Raw genomic sequence first — 14,697 nt, 5'->3', positions numbered from 1 at the left:
GAGCCTAGGACGTCCGCCGCACCAGTTCGACCAAGGTCCAGACCAGGAGCTGGAACTGTGCTATGTGCCCGCCGCGTCCGCGACCTCGTCCCCGGCCTCCTCCTCGGGCTGCTCCGGGGTCGCCGGGCCGTGCTGCAGCAGCTCCTGGAAAGCCGCCTCGTCGAGCACCGGGACCCCGAGCTGCTCGGCCTTCTCGGCCTTGGAGCCGGCGTTCTCCCCCACCACGACGTAGTCGGTCTTCTTCGACACCGACCCCGAGGCCTTGCCGCCGCGGGCGATGATCGCCTCCTTCACCGAGTCGCGGGTGAAGTGCTGCAGCGACCCGGTCGCCACGATGGTCAGGCCCTCGAGGGTGCGCGGGACCGACTCGTCGCGCTCGTCCTCCATCCGCACCCCGGCGGCCGCCCAGCGCTCGACGATCGCGGTGTGCCAGTCGCCGTCCTCCGGGTCGTCGAACCAGCGGCGCACCGACGCCGCGATCGTGGGGCCGACCCCCTCGGTCGCGGCGAGCCGCTCCTCCTCCGCCTCCCGCACGGCCTCCATCGAGCCCAGCTCGGTGGCCAGCGCACGGGCCGCGGTGGGGCCGACGTGGCGGATCGAGAGCGCCACGAGCACCCGCCACAGCGGCACCTGCTTGCGCTCGTCGAGGTGGTCCAGCAGCCGGCGCCCGTTGGCCGAGAGCACCCGCCCCCCGACGGCGTCCTCGGACTCGGTCTTCCGGGCCGCCCGCGTGAAGAGCTCGGTGCGCAGCAGCGCCGCCTCGTCGAGGTCGAAGACGTCGCCCTCGTTGGTGACCACCCCGGCGTCGAGCAGGGCCACGGCCGCCTCGTAGCCCAGACCCTCGACGTCGAACGCGCCACGACCGGCGACGTGGAAGATGCGCTCGCGCACCTGACCGGGGCAGCTGCGGTGGTTCGGGCAGCGCAGGTCCTTGTCGCCCTCCTTCTCCTCGCGCAGCGTGGTGCCGCACGACGGGCACTCGGTCGGCATCTCCCAGGCCGGCAGCCCCTCGGGCCGCAGCGCCAGCACCGGGCCGAGGATCTCGGGGATCACGTCGCCGGCCTTGCGCAGCACCACGGTGTCGCCGGGACGGACGTCCTTGCGCTTGACCTCGTGGGCGTTGTGGAGGGTGGCGTTCTCCACCGTCGAGCCGGCGACCTTGGTCGGCTCCATCAGCCCGAACGGCGTCACCCGGCCGGTGCGGCCGACGTTGACGCGGATGTCGAGCAGCCGCGCGTTGACCTCCTCGGGCGGGTACTTGAACGCGATCGCCCACCGCGGCGCCCGGCTCGTCGACCCGAGCCGCCGCTGCAGCGCGACGTCGTCGACCTTGACCACGACGCCGTCGATCTCGTGCTCCACGTCGTGCCGGTGCGTCCCGTGGTGCTCGACGTACGCCGACACCTCGGCCAGCCCGTGCACCACCCGGGTGCGCGTGCTCGTCGGCAGCCCCCACGCCGCGAGCGCCTCGTAGGCCAGCGACTGCGAGGCCGGCTCGAACCCGCGCCGCGCGCCGATCCCGTGGCAGACCATGTCGAGGTCGCGCGTGGCGGTGACCTTGGGGTCCTTCTGGCGCAGCGACCCCGCGGCCGCGTTGCGGGGGTTGGCGAACATCGCCCGACCGGCCTCCACCACCGCCTGGTTGAGCCGCTCGAAGGCCGCGACCGGGAGGAACACCTCGCCGCGCACCTCGACCAGGGCCGGCACGGGGTGCTCGGGGGTGGGGGTGAGCCGGTGCGGGATCGAGGCGATCGTCTTGACGTTCGGGGTGACGTCCTCGCCCGTGCGGCCGTCGCCGCGGGTCAGGGCGCGGACCAGCCGACCGTCCTCGTAGAGCAGGTTGATGGCCAGGCCGTCCACCTTGAGCTCGCACAGGTAGGCCGGGTCCACGATCCCGTCCTTGGCCAGCCGGTCGGCCCACGAGGCCAGCTCCTCGACGGAGAACGCGTTGTCCAGGCTCTCCATCCGCTCGAGGTGGTCGACCGGGGTGAACTCGGTGGCGACCGCGCCGCCGACCTTCTGGGTCGGCGAGTCGGGTGTGCGGAGGTCGGGCACCTCGGCCTCGAGCTCCTCCAGCCGTCTCATCAGGCGGTCGAACGCCGCGTCGTCGAGGGTCGGGTCGTCGAGGACGTAGTAGCGCCAGCGCGCGTCCTCGACCTGCTCGGCCAGCGCCCGGTGCTCCTGGCGCAGCTCGGCCTGCGGATCGGTGTCGGGCGTCTGGTCCGCCGCGCCACCCGTGGCCCGGGGGGTGCCGTCGTTCGTCTCGCTCACGCACCCATCCTGCCGTGCCCCACCGACAGGACGCCGTGCCGGCCGAGGAGGCGCGTCCGGGCGACGGCCCCTCCTAGGAGGCCGAGCGCCGACCCACCCAGGTCGCGCCCTGGGAGCGCTCGAGCACCGTCAGGCTGGCCCGGTAGGCGAACCGGTTCCACACCTGGGGCCGCGCCAGCATGTAGTGGCCGAGCCGCCCCACGTCCACGAAGTCGGCGGACGCGGCCAGGCCCTGCGCCCGCGCGACGTAGTCCCGGGTCGCGGCGGCCGAGGTGATGTGGTCACGGCTGCCGTGCCCGGCCACCAGGTGCTTGCCGGCCAGCGCCTCGACCGGGTCGGACGGCTCGAACCACGGCGCCAGGCCGACGACGCCGACGACCTGGTCGTGGTCGGCGACCTGCGCCGCCGTACGGCCCCCCATCGAGTGACCCAGCAGGACCACGGGCTTGCCCGGGTGCGTGCGCGCGACCTCCTCGAGCGCCCAGCGCGCGTCGGGCAGGGGCGACGGCTCCGGCCCGACGCCGGCGTTCCACCCCCGCATCCCGAACTTCAGCAGCCACAGCGAGAGGCCGGCCTCGTGGACCCGCGGCTCGATCACCTGGCGCATCCGGTCCGCGCGCCAGAACGACCCGCTGCGTCCGGCCACCGGCTCGACGCCCGTCTTCGCGCCGCCGTGCAGCATCAGCACGACGCCCCGGGACTCCCCCTCGGGCTCGGAACGGGTCAGCGATGGCTCGGGCACGCCGTCATCCTCTCGGGTCGATGTCTCGGCCGTGAGGATTCGGCGTACCCCGTCCGACCGGATTGCCCGCCGTGACCAGACGAGCCCCCTCGCCCGCCACACGGGCCTCCTCGCCCGCCAGACGAGCCCCCTCGGACGCCAGACGAGCCCCCTCGCCCGCCAGACGAGCCCCCTCGCCCGCCAGACGAGCCCCCTCGCCCGCCAGACGAGCCCCCTCGCCCGCCAGATGGGCCCCCTCGCCCGCCAGACGAGCCCCCTCGGCCCCAGAGGCCTCCCGGTCGGGGTGGGGGAGGTCACGTCGCGGACCGGGAACCCTGCGGGGGGTCTGCGGCGTCGTACCTGGGTACGCGCACCCGATCCCCCAGGAACTCATGACCCACGAGGACACGACCACGACACGACAGCCCCGCACGACCCCGACGGACCCGACGGCCACCAGCACCACGGTCACGGACGCCCCCCGCCCGACGCGGCTCGAGCTCTCGCCCGCGCAGGTGCTCGGCAGCGCGCTCGCCGCGGTCTCCAGCGCCTTCTTCGCCTCGTGGGCGGGGACGGCCGGCACCCTGATCGGCGTCGCCGCAGGCTCGGTGATCGCGACGGTGGGCGCCACGACGTACACCTGGTGGCTGCGCCGCACCCAGGAGGCCGTACGCCGACGGGCCGCCGTCGTGCGCCAGACCACCCTGGCCGCCAACGGGCTCCCCCGCACCGTCTCGGTGGGCCCGCTGCGCCGCCGCGACGGCGCCACGGGGACCACCCGGGACCAGGAGCGTCCTGACGGGACCGACGGGACCGACCCGGGCCCGCTCCCGGGTCGCTGGGCCCTGCCGTGGAAGAAGGTCCTGCTGACCAGCGTGGCCGTGATGCTGCTGGCGACGGCGGCGATCACCGGCTTCGAGACCCTGACCGGTCGCACCTTCGCCTCCTACGTCGGCAAGGGCGGCTCGGGCAGCACGGTCGGCACGGTCCTGGGCGGCGACTCCTCGACGAGGAAGGCGCCGTCGGCCCCGCAGAAGAGCACGCCGACGCCCACGCCGACCCCGACGCCGTCCTCCACGAGCACGCCGACGGCCACCCCGACGGAGCAGCCGACCTCGACCGGCGCCCCGACCCCGACGCCGACGGTGCCGACCCCCTCGGCCACCGCCACGCAGGACCCCGGGAGCACCCCGACCACCAGCGGGTCGGGCAGCAGCACCGCCCTCCCCTGAGCCGCCGGCGCCCCCAAGCACAGCGCCCCAACTCTGCACGACCGGGCCACTGGGCCACCCGCGACTAGACCACCGAGGCCGCGGGAATGTTCGTGCGGCACCCTGGGTTGGGCCCCGATGGAACGAAACCGTTCCGTTCCATCCGACCCATCCGCCCGGGAGGTGCACCGTGACACCAGCCACGCCGTCGGTCCGCCCCCGCATCGAGGGTGACCGCGAGGACGAGATCCTCGAGGCGACCCTGGAGGTCCTCCTCGAGGTCGGCTACGACCGACTGACCTTCGACGCCGTCGCCAAGGCGGCGCGCGCCGGCAAGGCCACCCTCTACCGGCGCTGGGCCGACAAGCCCAGCCTGGTCGTGGACGCCATGGTCCGGGCCAAGCAGGCACCGGTCGTCGGGCACCACGACACCGGCACCCTGCGCGGCGACCTGGTCAGCACGTTCTGCGGCCACCACGGTCCCGGTGGCAACGACGCCACCGTCCTGATGGGGTCGGTGATCACGGCGCTCGCCAGCGACGCCGACTTCGCGGCCCGCTTCCGCGAGGCCTTCATCGCCCCCAAGGTCGCGGTGTCGCAGGAGATCTACCGCCGTGCCGTCGCGCGCGGCGAGATCCCCGCCGACACCGACGTCGACGTGATCGCCCCGGCCCTGGCCGGGATCCTGCTGCACCGCTCGTTCGTCCTGGGTCTCCCGCCCGACGAGCAGACCGTCACCCGCGTCATCGACCACGTGATCCTCCCGGCGGTCGGACTCTGCGTCCCCGCCCCCACCGCCTCCCACCAGAAAGCCTGAGAACCCATGACCGACGTCTCCACGGCCCCGACCGCGCCCACCACGCGCGACGAGGGAGCCCCACGCCACCTCGGGTGGGCCCTCGTGCTCATCTCGATCGCCCAGCTGATGGTGGTGCTCGACAGCACGATCGCCAACATCGCGCTGCCCTTCATCCAGCACGACCTGAACATCTCCCAGGCCAACCTGCAGTGGGTCGTCACCGGCTACGCGCTCGCCTTCGGTGGCCTGCTGCTGCTGGGTGGACGCCTGGGCGACCTCTACGGTCGCCGCAAGGTCTTCATGATCGGCGTCGTCATCTTCGCCCTCGCCTCGGGCATCGGCGGGCTCGCGCAGAACGAGGCCATGCTGCTGGCCTCGCGCGGCCTGCAGGGCCTCGGCGCGGCCATCGCCTCCCCCGCGGCCCTCGCGCTGATCACCACGACCTTCCCGGCCGGGCCCCAGCGCAACCGCGCGTTCTCGATCTACGCCGCCATGTCCGGCGCCGGCGCGGCCGTCGGCCTGATCCTCGGCGGCTGGCTGACCGGTCTGACGCCCGACATCCTCGGCAGCACCGTCGACGGGTGGCGCCTGACCTTCCTGATCAACGTGCCGATCGGCCTGGCCGCGGCCTTCGCCGCTCCCCGCCTGCTGGCCGAGTCCGAGTCGCACCCCGGCGAGCTCGACCTGCCGGGCGCCGTCACCGGCACCGCGGGCCTGGTCGCCCTGGTCTACGGCCTGTCCCGTGCCGGTGACCAGCGCTACGGCTGGACCGACACCTGGACCGTCGTCTCGATCGTCGTGGGCGTCGCGCTGCTGGCCCTGTTCGTGGCCATCGAGCGTCGCGTCGAGCACCCGCTGCTGCCCTTCCGGATCCTGGCCAACCGCACCCGGGCCACGGCCTTCGCGACCATGATGATCGTCCCGGCCGCGATGTTCTCCATGTTCTTCTTCCTCTCGCTGTTCGTGCAGAACGTGATGGGCTTCAGCCCGCTGCGCACCGGCTTCGCCTTCCTGCCGTTCAGCTTCGGCATCGTCGCCGGCGCCACCATCTCCTCCAAGCTGGTCGCCAAGATCGACCCGCGCTTCATCGCCGGCGTCGGCACCCTGCTCGCCGGCTTCTCGCTGTTCATGTTCAGCCGCATCGGTGTCGACGACTCCGCGTCCGCGATCTCGCGGGCCGCGGCCGCCGGCGGGGCCAAGCTGGGCGACTCGGTGAACTACTGGACCGCGATCTTCCCCTTCATCGTCGTGATGGCGGTGGGCATGGGCATGGTCTTCGTGCCGATGACCCTGGCGGCCGTGCACGGCGTCGGCTCGCGCGACAGCGGCATCGGCTCCGGTGTGCTGAACACCATGCAGCAGGTCGGTGGCGCCCTCGGCCTGGCGACCCTGTCGACCGTGGCCGTGCACTTCACCCAGGACAAGGCCTCCACGATCGGTGCCGCCCTCCGCGCCGCGACCCCGGGCGGCGCCCCCGCTCCCTCGGGCAAGAGCGCGGCGGCGTTCCAGGACGTCGTCGGGCAGGCGGCGTTCACCACCGGCGCCACGCACGCGTTCATCGTGGGCGCGATCATGATGTGGGCCGCCTCGGCGATCGTGTGGATCTTCCTGAGCGTGCGTCACCAGGAGATGGCCACCGAGGGCCCCGAGCCCGTCATCGCCCACTAGGACGACCGAGCAGCACGACGGCCGCCGCACCCCTCACCGGGGTGCGGCGGCCGTCGTCGTACGCCGTGGGGCTCAGCCCACCAGCGCGTCGCTGATCGCCTCGACGAAGGCGGGCAGGTCGTCGGGGTCGCGGCTGGTGATCAGGTTGCCGTCGATCACGACCTCCTCGTCCTTCCAGGTGGCCCCGGCGTTCCTCAGGTCCACCGCCACGCTGGCGAAGCTGGTCAGCGTGCGGCCCTCGGCCACCCCGGCCGAGATCAGCAGCCAGGGCGCGTGGCAGATCACGGCGACGGGCTTGCCGCTCTCGAGCGCCTCGCGCACGATCGCCTGGGCGTCCTCGTCCTGACGGATGGTGTCGGCGTTGACGGTGCCGCCGGGGACGACCAGGGCGTCGATCGTGGCGACGTCGAGGTCGCCGAAGGTGCCGTCGACCGACACCTGCTGGGTCGGGTCGGTGTCGTTCTCGACCGCCTGGATGGGGTCGGTGGTGGTCGAGTAGACCTTGACCTCGGCGCCCGCCCGGGCCAGCTCGTCACGGGGCGTGACCAGCTCGGCCTCCTCGAAGTGGCCGGTGGCGATGATGGCGATCTTCTTGCCGGACAGGTCGTTCATGAAAGAGCTCCTCGGGGGAAGACTGTGGTCGGTCCCCCTGCCCGTACCCGCCGTCCAGGCGACCAATCGCCTCTCAGCCGAGCTCGGCAGCGGCCTCGGCCAGGACGCGCAGCGTCTCCCGGGCGTACGCCGGAGTGGCCCCGGCCAGCCCGCACGCCGGGGTGAGCACCAGCCGGTCGGCGACCTCCTCGACGTCGTACCCGAGCATGTCGAGGAACCGGCGCACCCGCTCGACCACCGCCCGGGTCGTGGGCGTCCGGGGACCTGCGGACCGGACCACGCCGAGGTAGACCTGGCCGCCCTCGTCGAGCACGGTCGCGACCTCGTCGTAGGCCCGGGCGGGCAGCACGTCGAGGTCGACCGAGACCGCCCCTGCCCCGGCGCCACGCAGCAGCGGGACGGGGGCGTCCGCGGCGCAGCAGTGCGCCACGACCAGCGCCTCGCCGGCCGCCTCGACGAACCACTCCAGGGCCTGCGAGGCCTCGGGCGGCTTGACCGAGCGGTGCCGGCCGAAGCCCGAGGCGGTCGGGACGGCGCCGTCGAGCACGAAGGGCAGCGCCGGCTCGTCGACCTGCACGACCAGCTCGGCGCCGGGCAGGCGGCGGCGCACGTCGGCCAGGTGGCCGCGCAGCCCCTCGGCCAGCGCCTGGGCCAGGTCGCGCCGGGCCCCGTGGTCGGCGAGCACCTTGTCGCCGCGCGGCTTCTCCACCAGGCTCGCCAGGGTCAGGGGCCCGGTCAGCTGGAGCTTGAACCGACCCGTCCAGCCCTGGGTCTGCTCCTCGAGGACGTCGAGGTCCTGGGCCAGCAGCGAGCGCGCGCGTCGGTGGTCGACACCGGGCGCGTCGGTCAGCCGCCACCCGGCGGGCTGCAGGTCGAAGCCGAGGTCGGTGATCGTGGCCAGCGCCCGTCCGCTGAGGTCCGCGATGGTGCCGCGGTCGGGGAGCTCGGGCAGGTGCGGCAGGTCGGGCAGGCTCCCCCGCACCGTCCGCAGGGACTCGGCGAGGTCCTCCCCGGGCATCGACCCGACGCCGGTGGCGGTGGCGGTCACGGGCGGGCCGTCGCGGTGGCGCGCTCGGCGGAGGCGGCCCGGCGCGTGCGCGCGATCGTGGCCGACCCGACCACACGGCTGCCGTCGTAGACGACCACCGCCTGGCCCGGGGCGATCCCCTCGGCCGGGTCGAGGAGGTCGACCTCGAGGCCCTCGGCGTCCTCGGCGCCCTCGGGACCGGCGGCCGTCGGTCGTACGACGGCCCGGTGCTCGCCCCCGTGGGCCCGCAGCTGGACGGTGCACTCCAGCGGACCGGTCAGCGGGGTGCCGCACCAGCGGGGACGGATCGCCTCGAGACCGTCGACGGCGAGCTCCTCGCGCGACCCCACCGTGACCGTGCCCGAGACCGGCTCGATGTCCAGGACGTAGCGCGGCCGTCCGTCGGCCGCGGGGGTCCCGACCCGCAGGCCCTTGCGCTGGCCGATCGTGTAGCGCCAGGAGCCCTCGTGGGTCCCGAGCACCTCACCGGCCGAGGACACGATCTCCCCGGAGCGGTTCACCTCGTCCAGCTTCTCCGAGAGCCAGCCGCCGGTGTCGCCGTCGCTGATGAAGCAGATGTCGTGGCTGTCGGGCTTGGCCGCGACGGCGAGCCCGCGGGCGGCGGCCTCCTCGCGGACCTGCGCCTTGGGGGTGTCGCCGAGCGGGAACAGCGAGTGCGCGAGCTGGTCCTGGGTCAGCACCCCGAGGACGTAGCTCTGGTCCTTGCCCGCGTCGACCGCCCGGTGCAGCTCGACCTGACCGTCGGGGCCGGTGCCCAGCGTGGCGTAGTGACCGGTCGCGACGGCGTCGAAGCCGAGCGCGAGGGCGCGGTCGAGCACGGCGGCGAACTTGATCTGCTCGTTGCAGCGCAGGCACGGGTTGGGGGTGCGGCCGGCGGCATACTCGTCCAGGAAGTCCTCGACGACGTCCTCGTGGAACCGCTCGCTGAGGTCCCAGACGTAGAACGGGATCCCGATGACGTCCGCGGACCGCCGAGCGTCGTTGGCGTCCTCGATCGTGCAGCACCCGCGCGCGCCGGTGCGGTACGACGCGGGGTTGCGCGACAGCGCCAGGTGGATGCCGGTGACCTCGTGACCGGCCTCGACCGCGCGGGCCGCGGCGACCGCGGAGTCGACGCCGCCCGACATGGCGGCGACGACGCGCAGGGGTGCGACGGGGTGCCTCGGGCCGGCGCCCATCAGGCGGGGGTCCGCGGGGCGTCGGTGCGCGGCCGGGTGGCGCCACCGGCGGCCGGGGTGCGGCCGGGCGGGCGGCGGGAGCGACCCGAGCGCGAGGAGAGCGCGGCGTTGCGGGCGCGCTCGACGACCGGACCGATGGCCTCGACCAGCGCCTCCACGTCGGCCGGCCCGGAGGTGTGGCCCAGGGAGAAGCGCAGCGAGGAGCGCGCGAAGCCGTCGGGCGCCCCCATCGCCAGCAGGACGTGGGAGGCCTGCGGCACGCCCGCGTCGCACGCCGACCCGGTCGAGCACTCGACCCCGCGGGCGTCGAGCAGCATCAGCAGCGAGTCGCCCTCGCAGCCGGGGAAGGAGAAGTGCACGTTGCCGGGCAGGCGGTGGTCGGGGCCGGACTCCGGGTCGCCGTTGAGGACCGCGTCGGGCACCACCCGGCGCACGCCCTCCACGACCTGGGAGCGGAGGTCCTCCAGGCGAGCGGCCAGCGCGGGCTGCCGGTCGACGGCGAGCTCACAGGCGACCGCGAACCCGGCGATGGCCGGGGTGTCGATGGTGCCGCTGCGGACGTCGCGCTCCTGACCGCCGCCGTGGAGCAGGGGCGTGGGGGTGAGCTCACGGCGCACGACGAGAGCGCCCACGCCGTACGGACCCCCGACCTTGTGGCCGGTGACCGTCATCGCGTCGACCCCGGACTCCGCGAAGTCCAGCGGCAGCTGGCCCAGGGCCTGGATGGCGTCGGTGTGCACCGGGATGCCGTGGGCGTGCGCCAGCGCGACCACCTCGGCGATCGGCTGGACCGTCCCGACCTCGTTGTTGGCCCACATCACCGTCACCAGCGCGACGCTCCCGGGGTCGGCCTCGATGGTGCGGCGCAGCGCCTCGAGGTCGATGCGACCGACGCGGTCGACCGCCACCAGCTCCACCCGCGCGCCCTGGGTGGAGAGCCACTGCAGCGGGTCGAGCACCGCGTGGTGCTCGATCGGCGTGCTCAGCACCCGCGTACGCCGGGCGTCCTGCGCGCGGCGGGCCCAGAACAGGCCCTTGACCGCCAGGTTGTCCGACTCGGTCCCCCCAGAGGTGAACACCACCTCACCGGGGCGGCAGCCCAGGGCGCGGGCGACCCGCTCGCGCGACTCCTCCAAGACCCGGCGCGAGTCGCGGCCCGAGGCGTGCAGCGAGGACGCGTTTCCGACCCGGGTCAGCTGCGCGGTCATGGCCGCGGCGGCTTCGGGGATCATCGGCGTCGTCGCCGCGTGGTCGAGGTAGACGGTCATCGCCGGCCAAGCCTACGCGGGGGCAGGGCGCCGTCGTCCGGGCCCGGGCTCCCGGTGCGCTCCGCCCACACATCTGTGCAGGCACCAGCCCCCTCCGGGGCTTGCCGTGGTCGGTCCGCTACACGAAAGTGTGGACCTGCGCACCCACCCCGTCCCGCCCCATCCCGCCCCATCCCGCCCCACCCGCCGCCCCCGCCGCCCCCGCCGCCCCCGGGAGGATCCCTCGTGATCACCGTCGACCTCACCTCGCCCACGCCGCCCTTCGAGCAGGTGCGCGAGCGCCTGCGCGAGCAGATCGAGGCCGGGGAGCTGGAGGTCGGGACCAAGCTGCCGACCGTGCGTCGCCAGGCCGACGAGCTGGGGCTGGCCACGAACACCGTGGCCCGGGCCTACCGCGAGCTCGAGGTGCTGGGGCTGATCGAGACCCGCGGGCGGGCGGGCAGCGTGGTCACCGGCAGCGGGGTCGAGCAGGCGACGCGGCAGGCCGCGCACGACTACGGCGTCCGCGCCCGCGAGCTGGGCCTGGACCTCCAGGCCGCGCTGGAGCTCGTGCGCCGCACCTGGGGCTGAGGCCGGGCGGGACGCCGGACGCCCCGGCCGCACCCTCGCGAGAGGGACGACCGGGGCGTCCGAGGACCTGGTGAGCTCAGCCCTTGCGCTTGGTGATCTCCTCGGTGGCGGCCGGGAGGACCGTGTGCAGGTCCCCCACGACGCCGAAGTCGACGAGCTCGAAGATCGGGGCCTCGTCGTCCTTGTTGACCGCGATGATCGTCTTGGAGGTCTGCATGCCGGCGCGGTGCTGGATCGCGCCGGAGATGCCGTTGGCGACGTACAGCTGGGGGCTGACGACCTTGCCGGTCTGGCCGACCTGGAAGGCGTGGGGCTTCCAGCCGGAGTCCACCGCGGCGCGCGAGGCGCCGACGGCCGCGCCGATCGAGTCGGCGAAGCCCTCCACCTCGGAGAAGTCACCGCCGGTGCCGCGACCACCGGAGACCACGATGGCGGCCTCGGTGAGCTCGGGACGACCCGAGGCCTTGCGGGCCTGGGAGGCGATGATCTTGGCCTTCTTGGCCGCGTCGGAGATGGTCGCCGCGAACTCCTCGGTGGCACCGGCGCCCTCGGACTCCTCGGGAGCCGCGGAGTTGGGCTTGACGGTGATGACCGGCGTGCCCTGGGTCACCTTGGCCTGCACGGTGTAGTTGCCGGCGAAGACCGACTGGGTGGTGACGGGACCGCCGTCGCCGCCCTGCACGTCGACCGCGTCGGTGATCAGGCCGGAGCCGATCTTGATGGCCAGCCGGGCGCCGACCTCCTTGCCCTCCGCGCTCGAGGGGATCAGGACGGCGGCCGGGGAGGTCTTCTCCACCAGCTGCTGGAGCACCTCGGCCTTGGGGGCGACGAGGTAGCCCTTGATCTCGGCGTCGTCGACGACGTAGACCTTCTCGGCGCCGTACTTCTTCACCGACTCCGCGACCCCGGCGGCGGCGTCGGCCGCACCGATGAACACCGCGGAGGGCTCGCCGAGGCGCTTGGCGATCGTGAGCAGCTCCAGCGTGGGCTTGCGGACCTTGCCGTCGACGTGGTCGACGAGGACGAGTACTTCACTCATGATGGTTCGAATCTCCTGGGGTCGACGCTCAGATGAACTTCTTGGAGGCGAGGAAGTCGACGAGCGCCTTGGCGCCCGACCCGTCCTCGTCGGCGACGATCTCGCCGGCCGTGCGCGGGGGGCGCTCCTCGGTGCCCTCGACCGCGGACCAGGACGCACCCAGCCCGACGTTGCCGGCGTCGACGCCGATGTCGGACAGCGACCAGGTCTCCAGCGGCTTCTTCTTCGCCGCCATGATCCCCTTGAAGGAGGGGTAGCGGGCCTCGCCGGACTGGTCGGTGACCGACAGCACGAGCGGGGTGGTGGCGCCGATGACCTCGGTGGAGGTGTCTCCGTCGCGCTTGATCCGGACCTGGTCGCCCTGGCGCTCGATGACCGAGCCGAGGGTGACCTGGGGCAGGTCGAGGCGCTCGGCGAGCATGGCCGGGACGACCGAGCCGGAGGCGTCGGTCGAGGCCATGCCGCACATCACGAGGTCGACGACTCCCTCCTCGCCGATCTTCTTGACCGCGGCGGCCAGGATCAGCGAGGTGCCGAGGTAGTCCGAGCCGGCGATCGCGTCGTCGACGACGTGGACGCCCTTGTCGACGCCCATCTGCAGGGCCTTCTTGATGGCCTCGGTGGCCTCGTCGGGACCGACGCAGAGCGCGGTGACGGTGACGTCCTCGCCCTCGGCCTTCTCCTTCAGCTGCAGGGCCTGCTCGACGGCGTACTCGTCGAGCTCGGAGAGCAGACCGGGCACACCGGCGCGGTCCACGGTGTGGTCGGACTCGAAGTGCCGGTCAGCCGTGGCGTCGGGCACGTACTTCACACAGACGACAATGTTCATGTTCGATCGGCCCTGGGCAGGGCCCCTCCTGAACGTAGATGCGGGTGGGAGTGAGGCTCCTCGGCCGAGGTTACCGCCGAGTCACCAACGCAGAAACGGATCCGGTGGGTGGGGTCAGTCACAGGCCCGCTGCGGAGCGGCGGCGCTGCGGCTGGGGTCCGGAACGCCTCAGCGGGTGGTCTTGGGAGCGAGCAGGTTGGAGATCACGCGGCCCAGCACGAGGTAGACGATCGCCGCCAGGCCCCAGTTGAGCAGGGCGTTCTTCGGGACCGCGTTCTTGCCCGAGAAGTCGAAGATGCCGTTGGTGCGGCTGAACGGGCCCGAGACCGCCTCGGCGATGTCGGTGATCAGCTTGACGATCGCGTTGTTCTCGTTGATGTTGCTGCGCAGCACGACCAGGATCGCCCCGAGCGCCAGGATCGTGGCCAGCACCGTGAAGACGATCTTGACGATGCGTGCCGCCTGGGCCCGCACGGCGTCGGTGCTGGCGGTCGATCGCTTGCTGGACTTGTCGTCGGTGCGGACTCTGGGTGACACGGTGGGCTCCTGGAAAGGGTTCGGCCGGGCTGGGCGGGCGGGCTGAGCTGGCTGGGCGGGACGAGCGGGTGCTGCGGGTGCGTGGGGGTCAGCGGCCGACGAACTCGGCCTTGCCCGGTCCGCGCTCAACGAACGACCCCATGCCCAGGGCACGGTCCTCGGTGGCGAACAGGGCGGCGAACTGCTGGCGCTCGATCTCCAGGCCGGTGTCCAGGTCGACCTCGAGGCCCCGGTCGACGGCCTCCTTGGCGGCCCGGACGGCGTACGACGCGGCGGTGCTGAACTGCCGCGCCCACGCCACGGCCTCCTCGTAGACCCGGTCGGCCGGGAAGACCCGGTCGACCATGCCGATGGCCAGCGCCTCGTCGGCCTTGACGAAGCGACCGGTGAAGATGATGTCCTTCGCGCGGCTGGGGCCCACCAGGCGGCTCAGCCGCTGGGTGCCACCGGCGCCGGGGATGATGCCGAGGAGCACCTCGGGCTGGCCCAGCGTCGCGTCGTCGGCGGCGAAGCGCACGTCGGCGCACAGCGCGAGCTCGCAGCCGCCGCCCAGCGCGTAGCCGGTGATCGCGGCCACCACGGGCTTGGGGATCTTGGCGACGGCGGTGAAGGCCGAGGTCAGGCCGTGGGAGCGCTTGATCATGTCCGTGTAGGACATCTCGGCCATCTCCTTGACGTCGGCGCCGGCCGCGAAGACCCGCTCCCCGCCGTACACGACCACGGCCTTGACGTCGTCGCGCTCGGTCGCCTCCGCGGCGGCGGCGCGGATCTCCTCCTGCACCTGCACGTTCAACGCGTTCATCTTCGGGCGGTCCAGCCGCAACGTGGCGACCCCGTCCTCGACCTCGAGACGGACGAACTCCGACATGCGCGCTCCTCAGCTGACGTGGGGCCTGTGACGCCCGCCACCCCGGGCGGACCTGCTCGGAGCCTAGCCGGACCGCGC

At 73.4% G+C, this 14,697-nt stretch carries 14 protein-coding genes; 4 read left to right on the top strand and 10 right to left on the bottom strand.

The genetic code is table 11. The features are described from left to right. Positions 1–60: 60 nt before the first annotated feature. Both ligA and ACYVDA_RS14010 read right to left on the bottom strand, forming a co-directional pair. Positions 61–2,190, bottom strand: coding sequence for an NAD-dependent DNA ligase LigA (gene ligA / locus ACYVDA_RS14015; RefSeq protein ID WP_460819087.1), 2,130 nt, complete (start codon positions 2,188–2,190; stop codon positions 61–63). A 154-nt stretch (positions 2,191–2,344) separates the two neighbouring features. Next, positions 2,345–3,013: an alpha/beta hydrolase gene (locus ACYVDA_RS14010; protein ID WP_460819005.1), complete on the bottom strand. Its 669-nt coding sequence runs from the start codon at positions 3,011–3,013 to the stop codon at positions 2,345–2,347. Between the two features lie 371 nt (positions 3,014–3,384). Between ACYVDA_RS14010 and ACYVDA_RS14005 the strand changes: the two genes are divergently transcribed. The 3 genes from ACYVDA_RS14005 (at position 3,385) to ACYVDA_RS13995 (ending at position 6,670) form a co-directional block, all read left to right on the top strand. Continuing rightward, on the top strand, positions 3,385–4,224 hold the full coding sequence (locus tag ACYVDA_RS14005; protein ID WP_460819004.1) for a hypothetical protein: 840 nt from the start codon (positions 3,385–3,387) through the stop codon (positions 4,222–4,224). Positions 4,225–4,393: 169 nt separating this feature from the next. Then, positions 4,394–5,020: a TetR/AcrR family transcriptional regulator gene (locus tag ACYVDA_RS14000; protein WP_460819003.1), complete on the top strand. Its 627-nt coding sequence runs from the start codon at positions 4,394–4,396 to the stop codon at positions 5,018–5,020. 6 nt (positions 5,021–5,026) lie between these two features. After that, positions 5,027–6,670 (top strand): MFS transporter, encoded by a 1,644-nt coding sequence (locus ACYVDA_RS13995; protein ID WP_460819002.1) that lies wholly within the window; start codon positions 5,027–5,029, stop codon positions 6,668–6,670. 72 nt (positions 6,671–6,742) lie between these two features. Here ACYVDA_RS13995 and ACYVDA_RS13990 read toward each other — a convergent pair whose 3' ends face one another. The 4 genes from ACYVDA_RS13990 to ACYVDA_RS13975 all read right to left on the bottom strand — a co-directional run bounded on the left by ACYVDA_RS13990 (position 6,743) and on the right by ACYVDA_RS13975 (position 10,776). Then, entirely contained in the window at positions 6,743–7,282 is a 540-nt protein-coding gene (locus ACYVDA_RS13990) for a type 1 glutamine amidotransferase domain-containing protein (RefSeq protein ID WP_460819001.1), read from the bottom strand. A gap of 73 nt (positions 7,283–7,355) precedes the next feature. Next, the gene (locus ACYVDA_RS13985) at positions 7,356–8,330 is read right to left on the bottom strand and encodes a uroporphyrinogen decarboxylase/cobalamine-independent methonine synthase family protein (protein ID WP_460819000.1); all 975 of its coding nucleotides are present in this window, start codon (positions 8,328–8,330) and stop codon (positions 7,356–7,358) included. After that, a complete protein-coding gene (gene mnmA / locus ACYVDA_RS13980) occupies positions 8,327–9,475 on the bottom strand; it encodes a tRNA 2-thiouridine(34) synthase MnmA (RefSeq protein ID WP_460819086.1) in 1,149 nt (382 codons plus the stop codon). The genes ACYVDA_RS13985 and mnmA overlap by 4 nt, the downstream gene beginning before the upstream one ends. Positions 9,476–9,507: 32 nt before the next feature. Continuing rightward, the gene (locus ACYVDA_RS13975; RefSeq protein WP_460818999.1) at positions 9,508–10,776 is read right to left on the bottom strand and encodes a cysteine desulfurase family protein; all 1,269 of its coding nucleotides are present in this window, start codon (positions 10,774–10,776) and stop codon (positions 9,508–9,510) included. A gap of 225 nt (positions 10,777–11,001) precedes the next feature. Between ACYVDA_RS13975 and ACYVDA_RS13970 the strand changes: the two genes are divergently transcribed. Further along, complete coding sequence (locus ACYVDA_RS13970; protein WP_460818998.1) at positions 11,002–11,346, top strand: GntR family transcriptional regulator; 345 nt, start codon at positions 11,002–11,004, stop codon at positions 11,344–11,346. A gap of 76 nt (positions 11,347–11,422) precedes the next feature. On the opposite strand, the gene ACYVDA_RS13965 is transcribed toward ACYVDA_RS13970, so the two are convergent. The 4 genes from ACYVDA_RS13965 to ACYVDA_RS13950 form a co-directional block, all read right to left on the bottom strand. Continuing rightward, positions 11,423–12,385 carry an electron transfer flavoprotein subunit alpha/FixB family protein gene (locus ACYVDA_RS13965; RefSeq protein ID WP_460818997.1) on the bottom strand — a complete coding sequence of 321 codons (963 nt, stop codon included), beginning with the start codon at positions 12,383–12,385 and terminating at the stop codon, positions 11,423–11,425. Positions 12,386–12,413: 28 nt separating this feature from the next. After that, positions 12,414–13,196 carry an electron transfer flavoprotein subunit beta/FixA family protein gene (locus tag ACYVDA_RS13960; protein ID WP_460818996.1) on the bottom strand — a complete coding sequence of 261 codons (783 nt, stop codon included), beginning with the start codon at positions 13,194–13,196 and terminating at the stop codon, positions 12,414–12,416. Between the two features lie 186 nt (positions 13,197–13,382). Then, positions 13,383–13,751 (bottom strand): hypothetical protein, encoded by a 369-nt coding sequence (locus ACYVDA_RS13955; RefSeq protein ID WP_460818995.1) that lies wholly within the window; start codon positions 13,749–13,751, stop codon positions 13,383–13,385. An 88-nt stretch (positions 13,752–13,839) separates the two neighbouring features. Next, the gene (locus ACYVDA_RS13950; protein ID WP_460818994.1) at positions 13,840–14,619 is read right to left on the bottom strand and encodes an enoyl-CoA hydratase/isomerase family protein; all 780 of its coding nucleotides are present in this window, start codon (positions 14,617–14,619) and stop codon (positions 13,840–13,842) included. Positions 14,620–14,697 lie beyond the last annotated feature (78 nt).

It is taken from the genome of Nocardioides korecus, assembly GCF_054778395.1.
The sequence above is the reverse complement of the archived record's forward strand: the minus strand, read 5'-3'. Positions and strand labels throughout refer to the sequence as shown.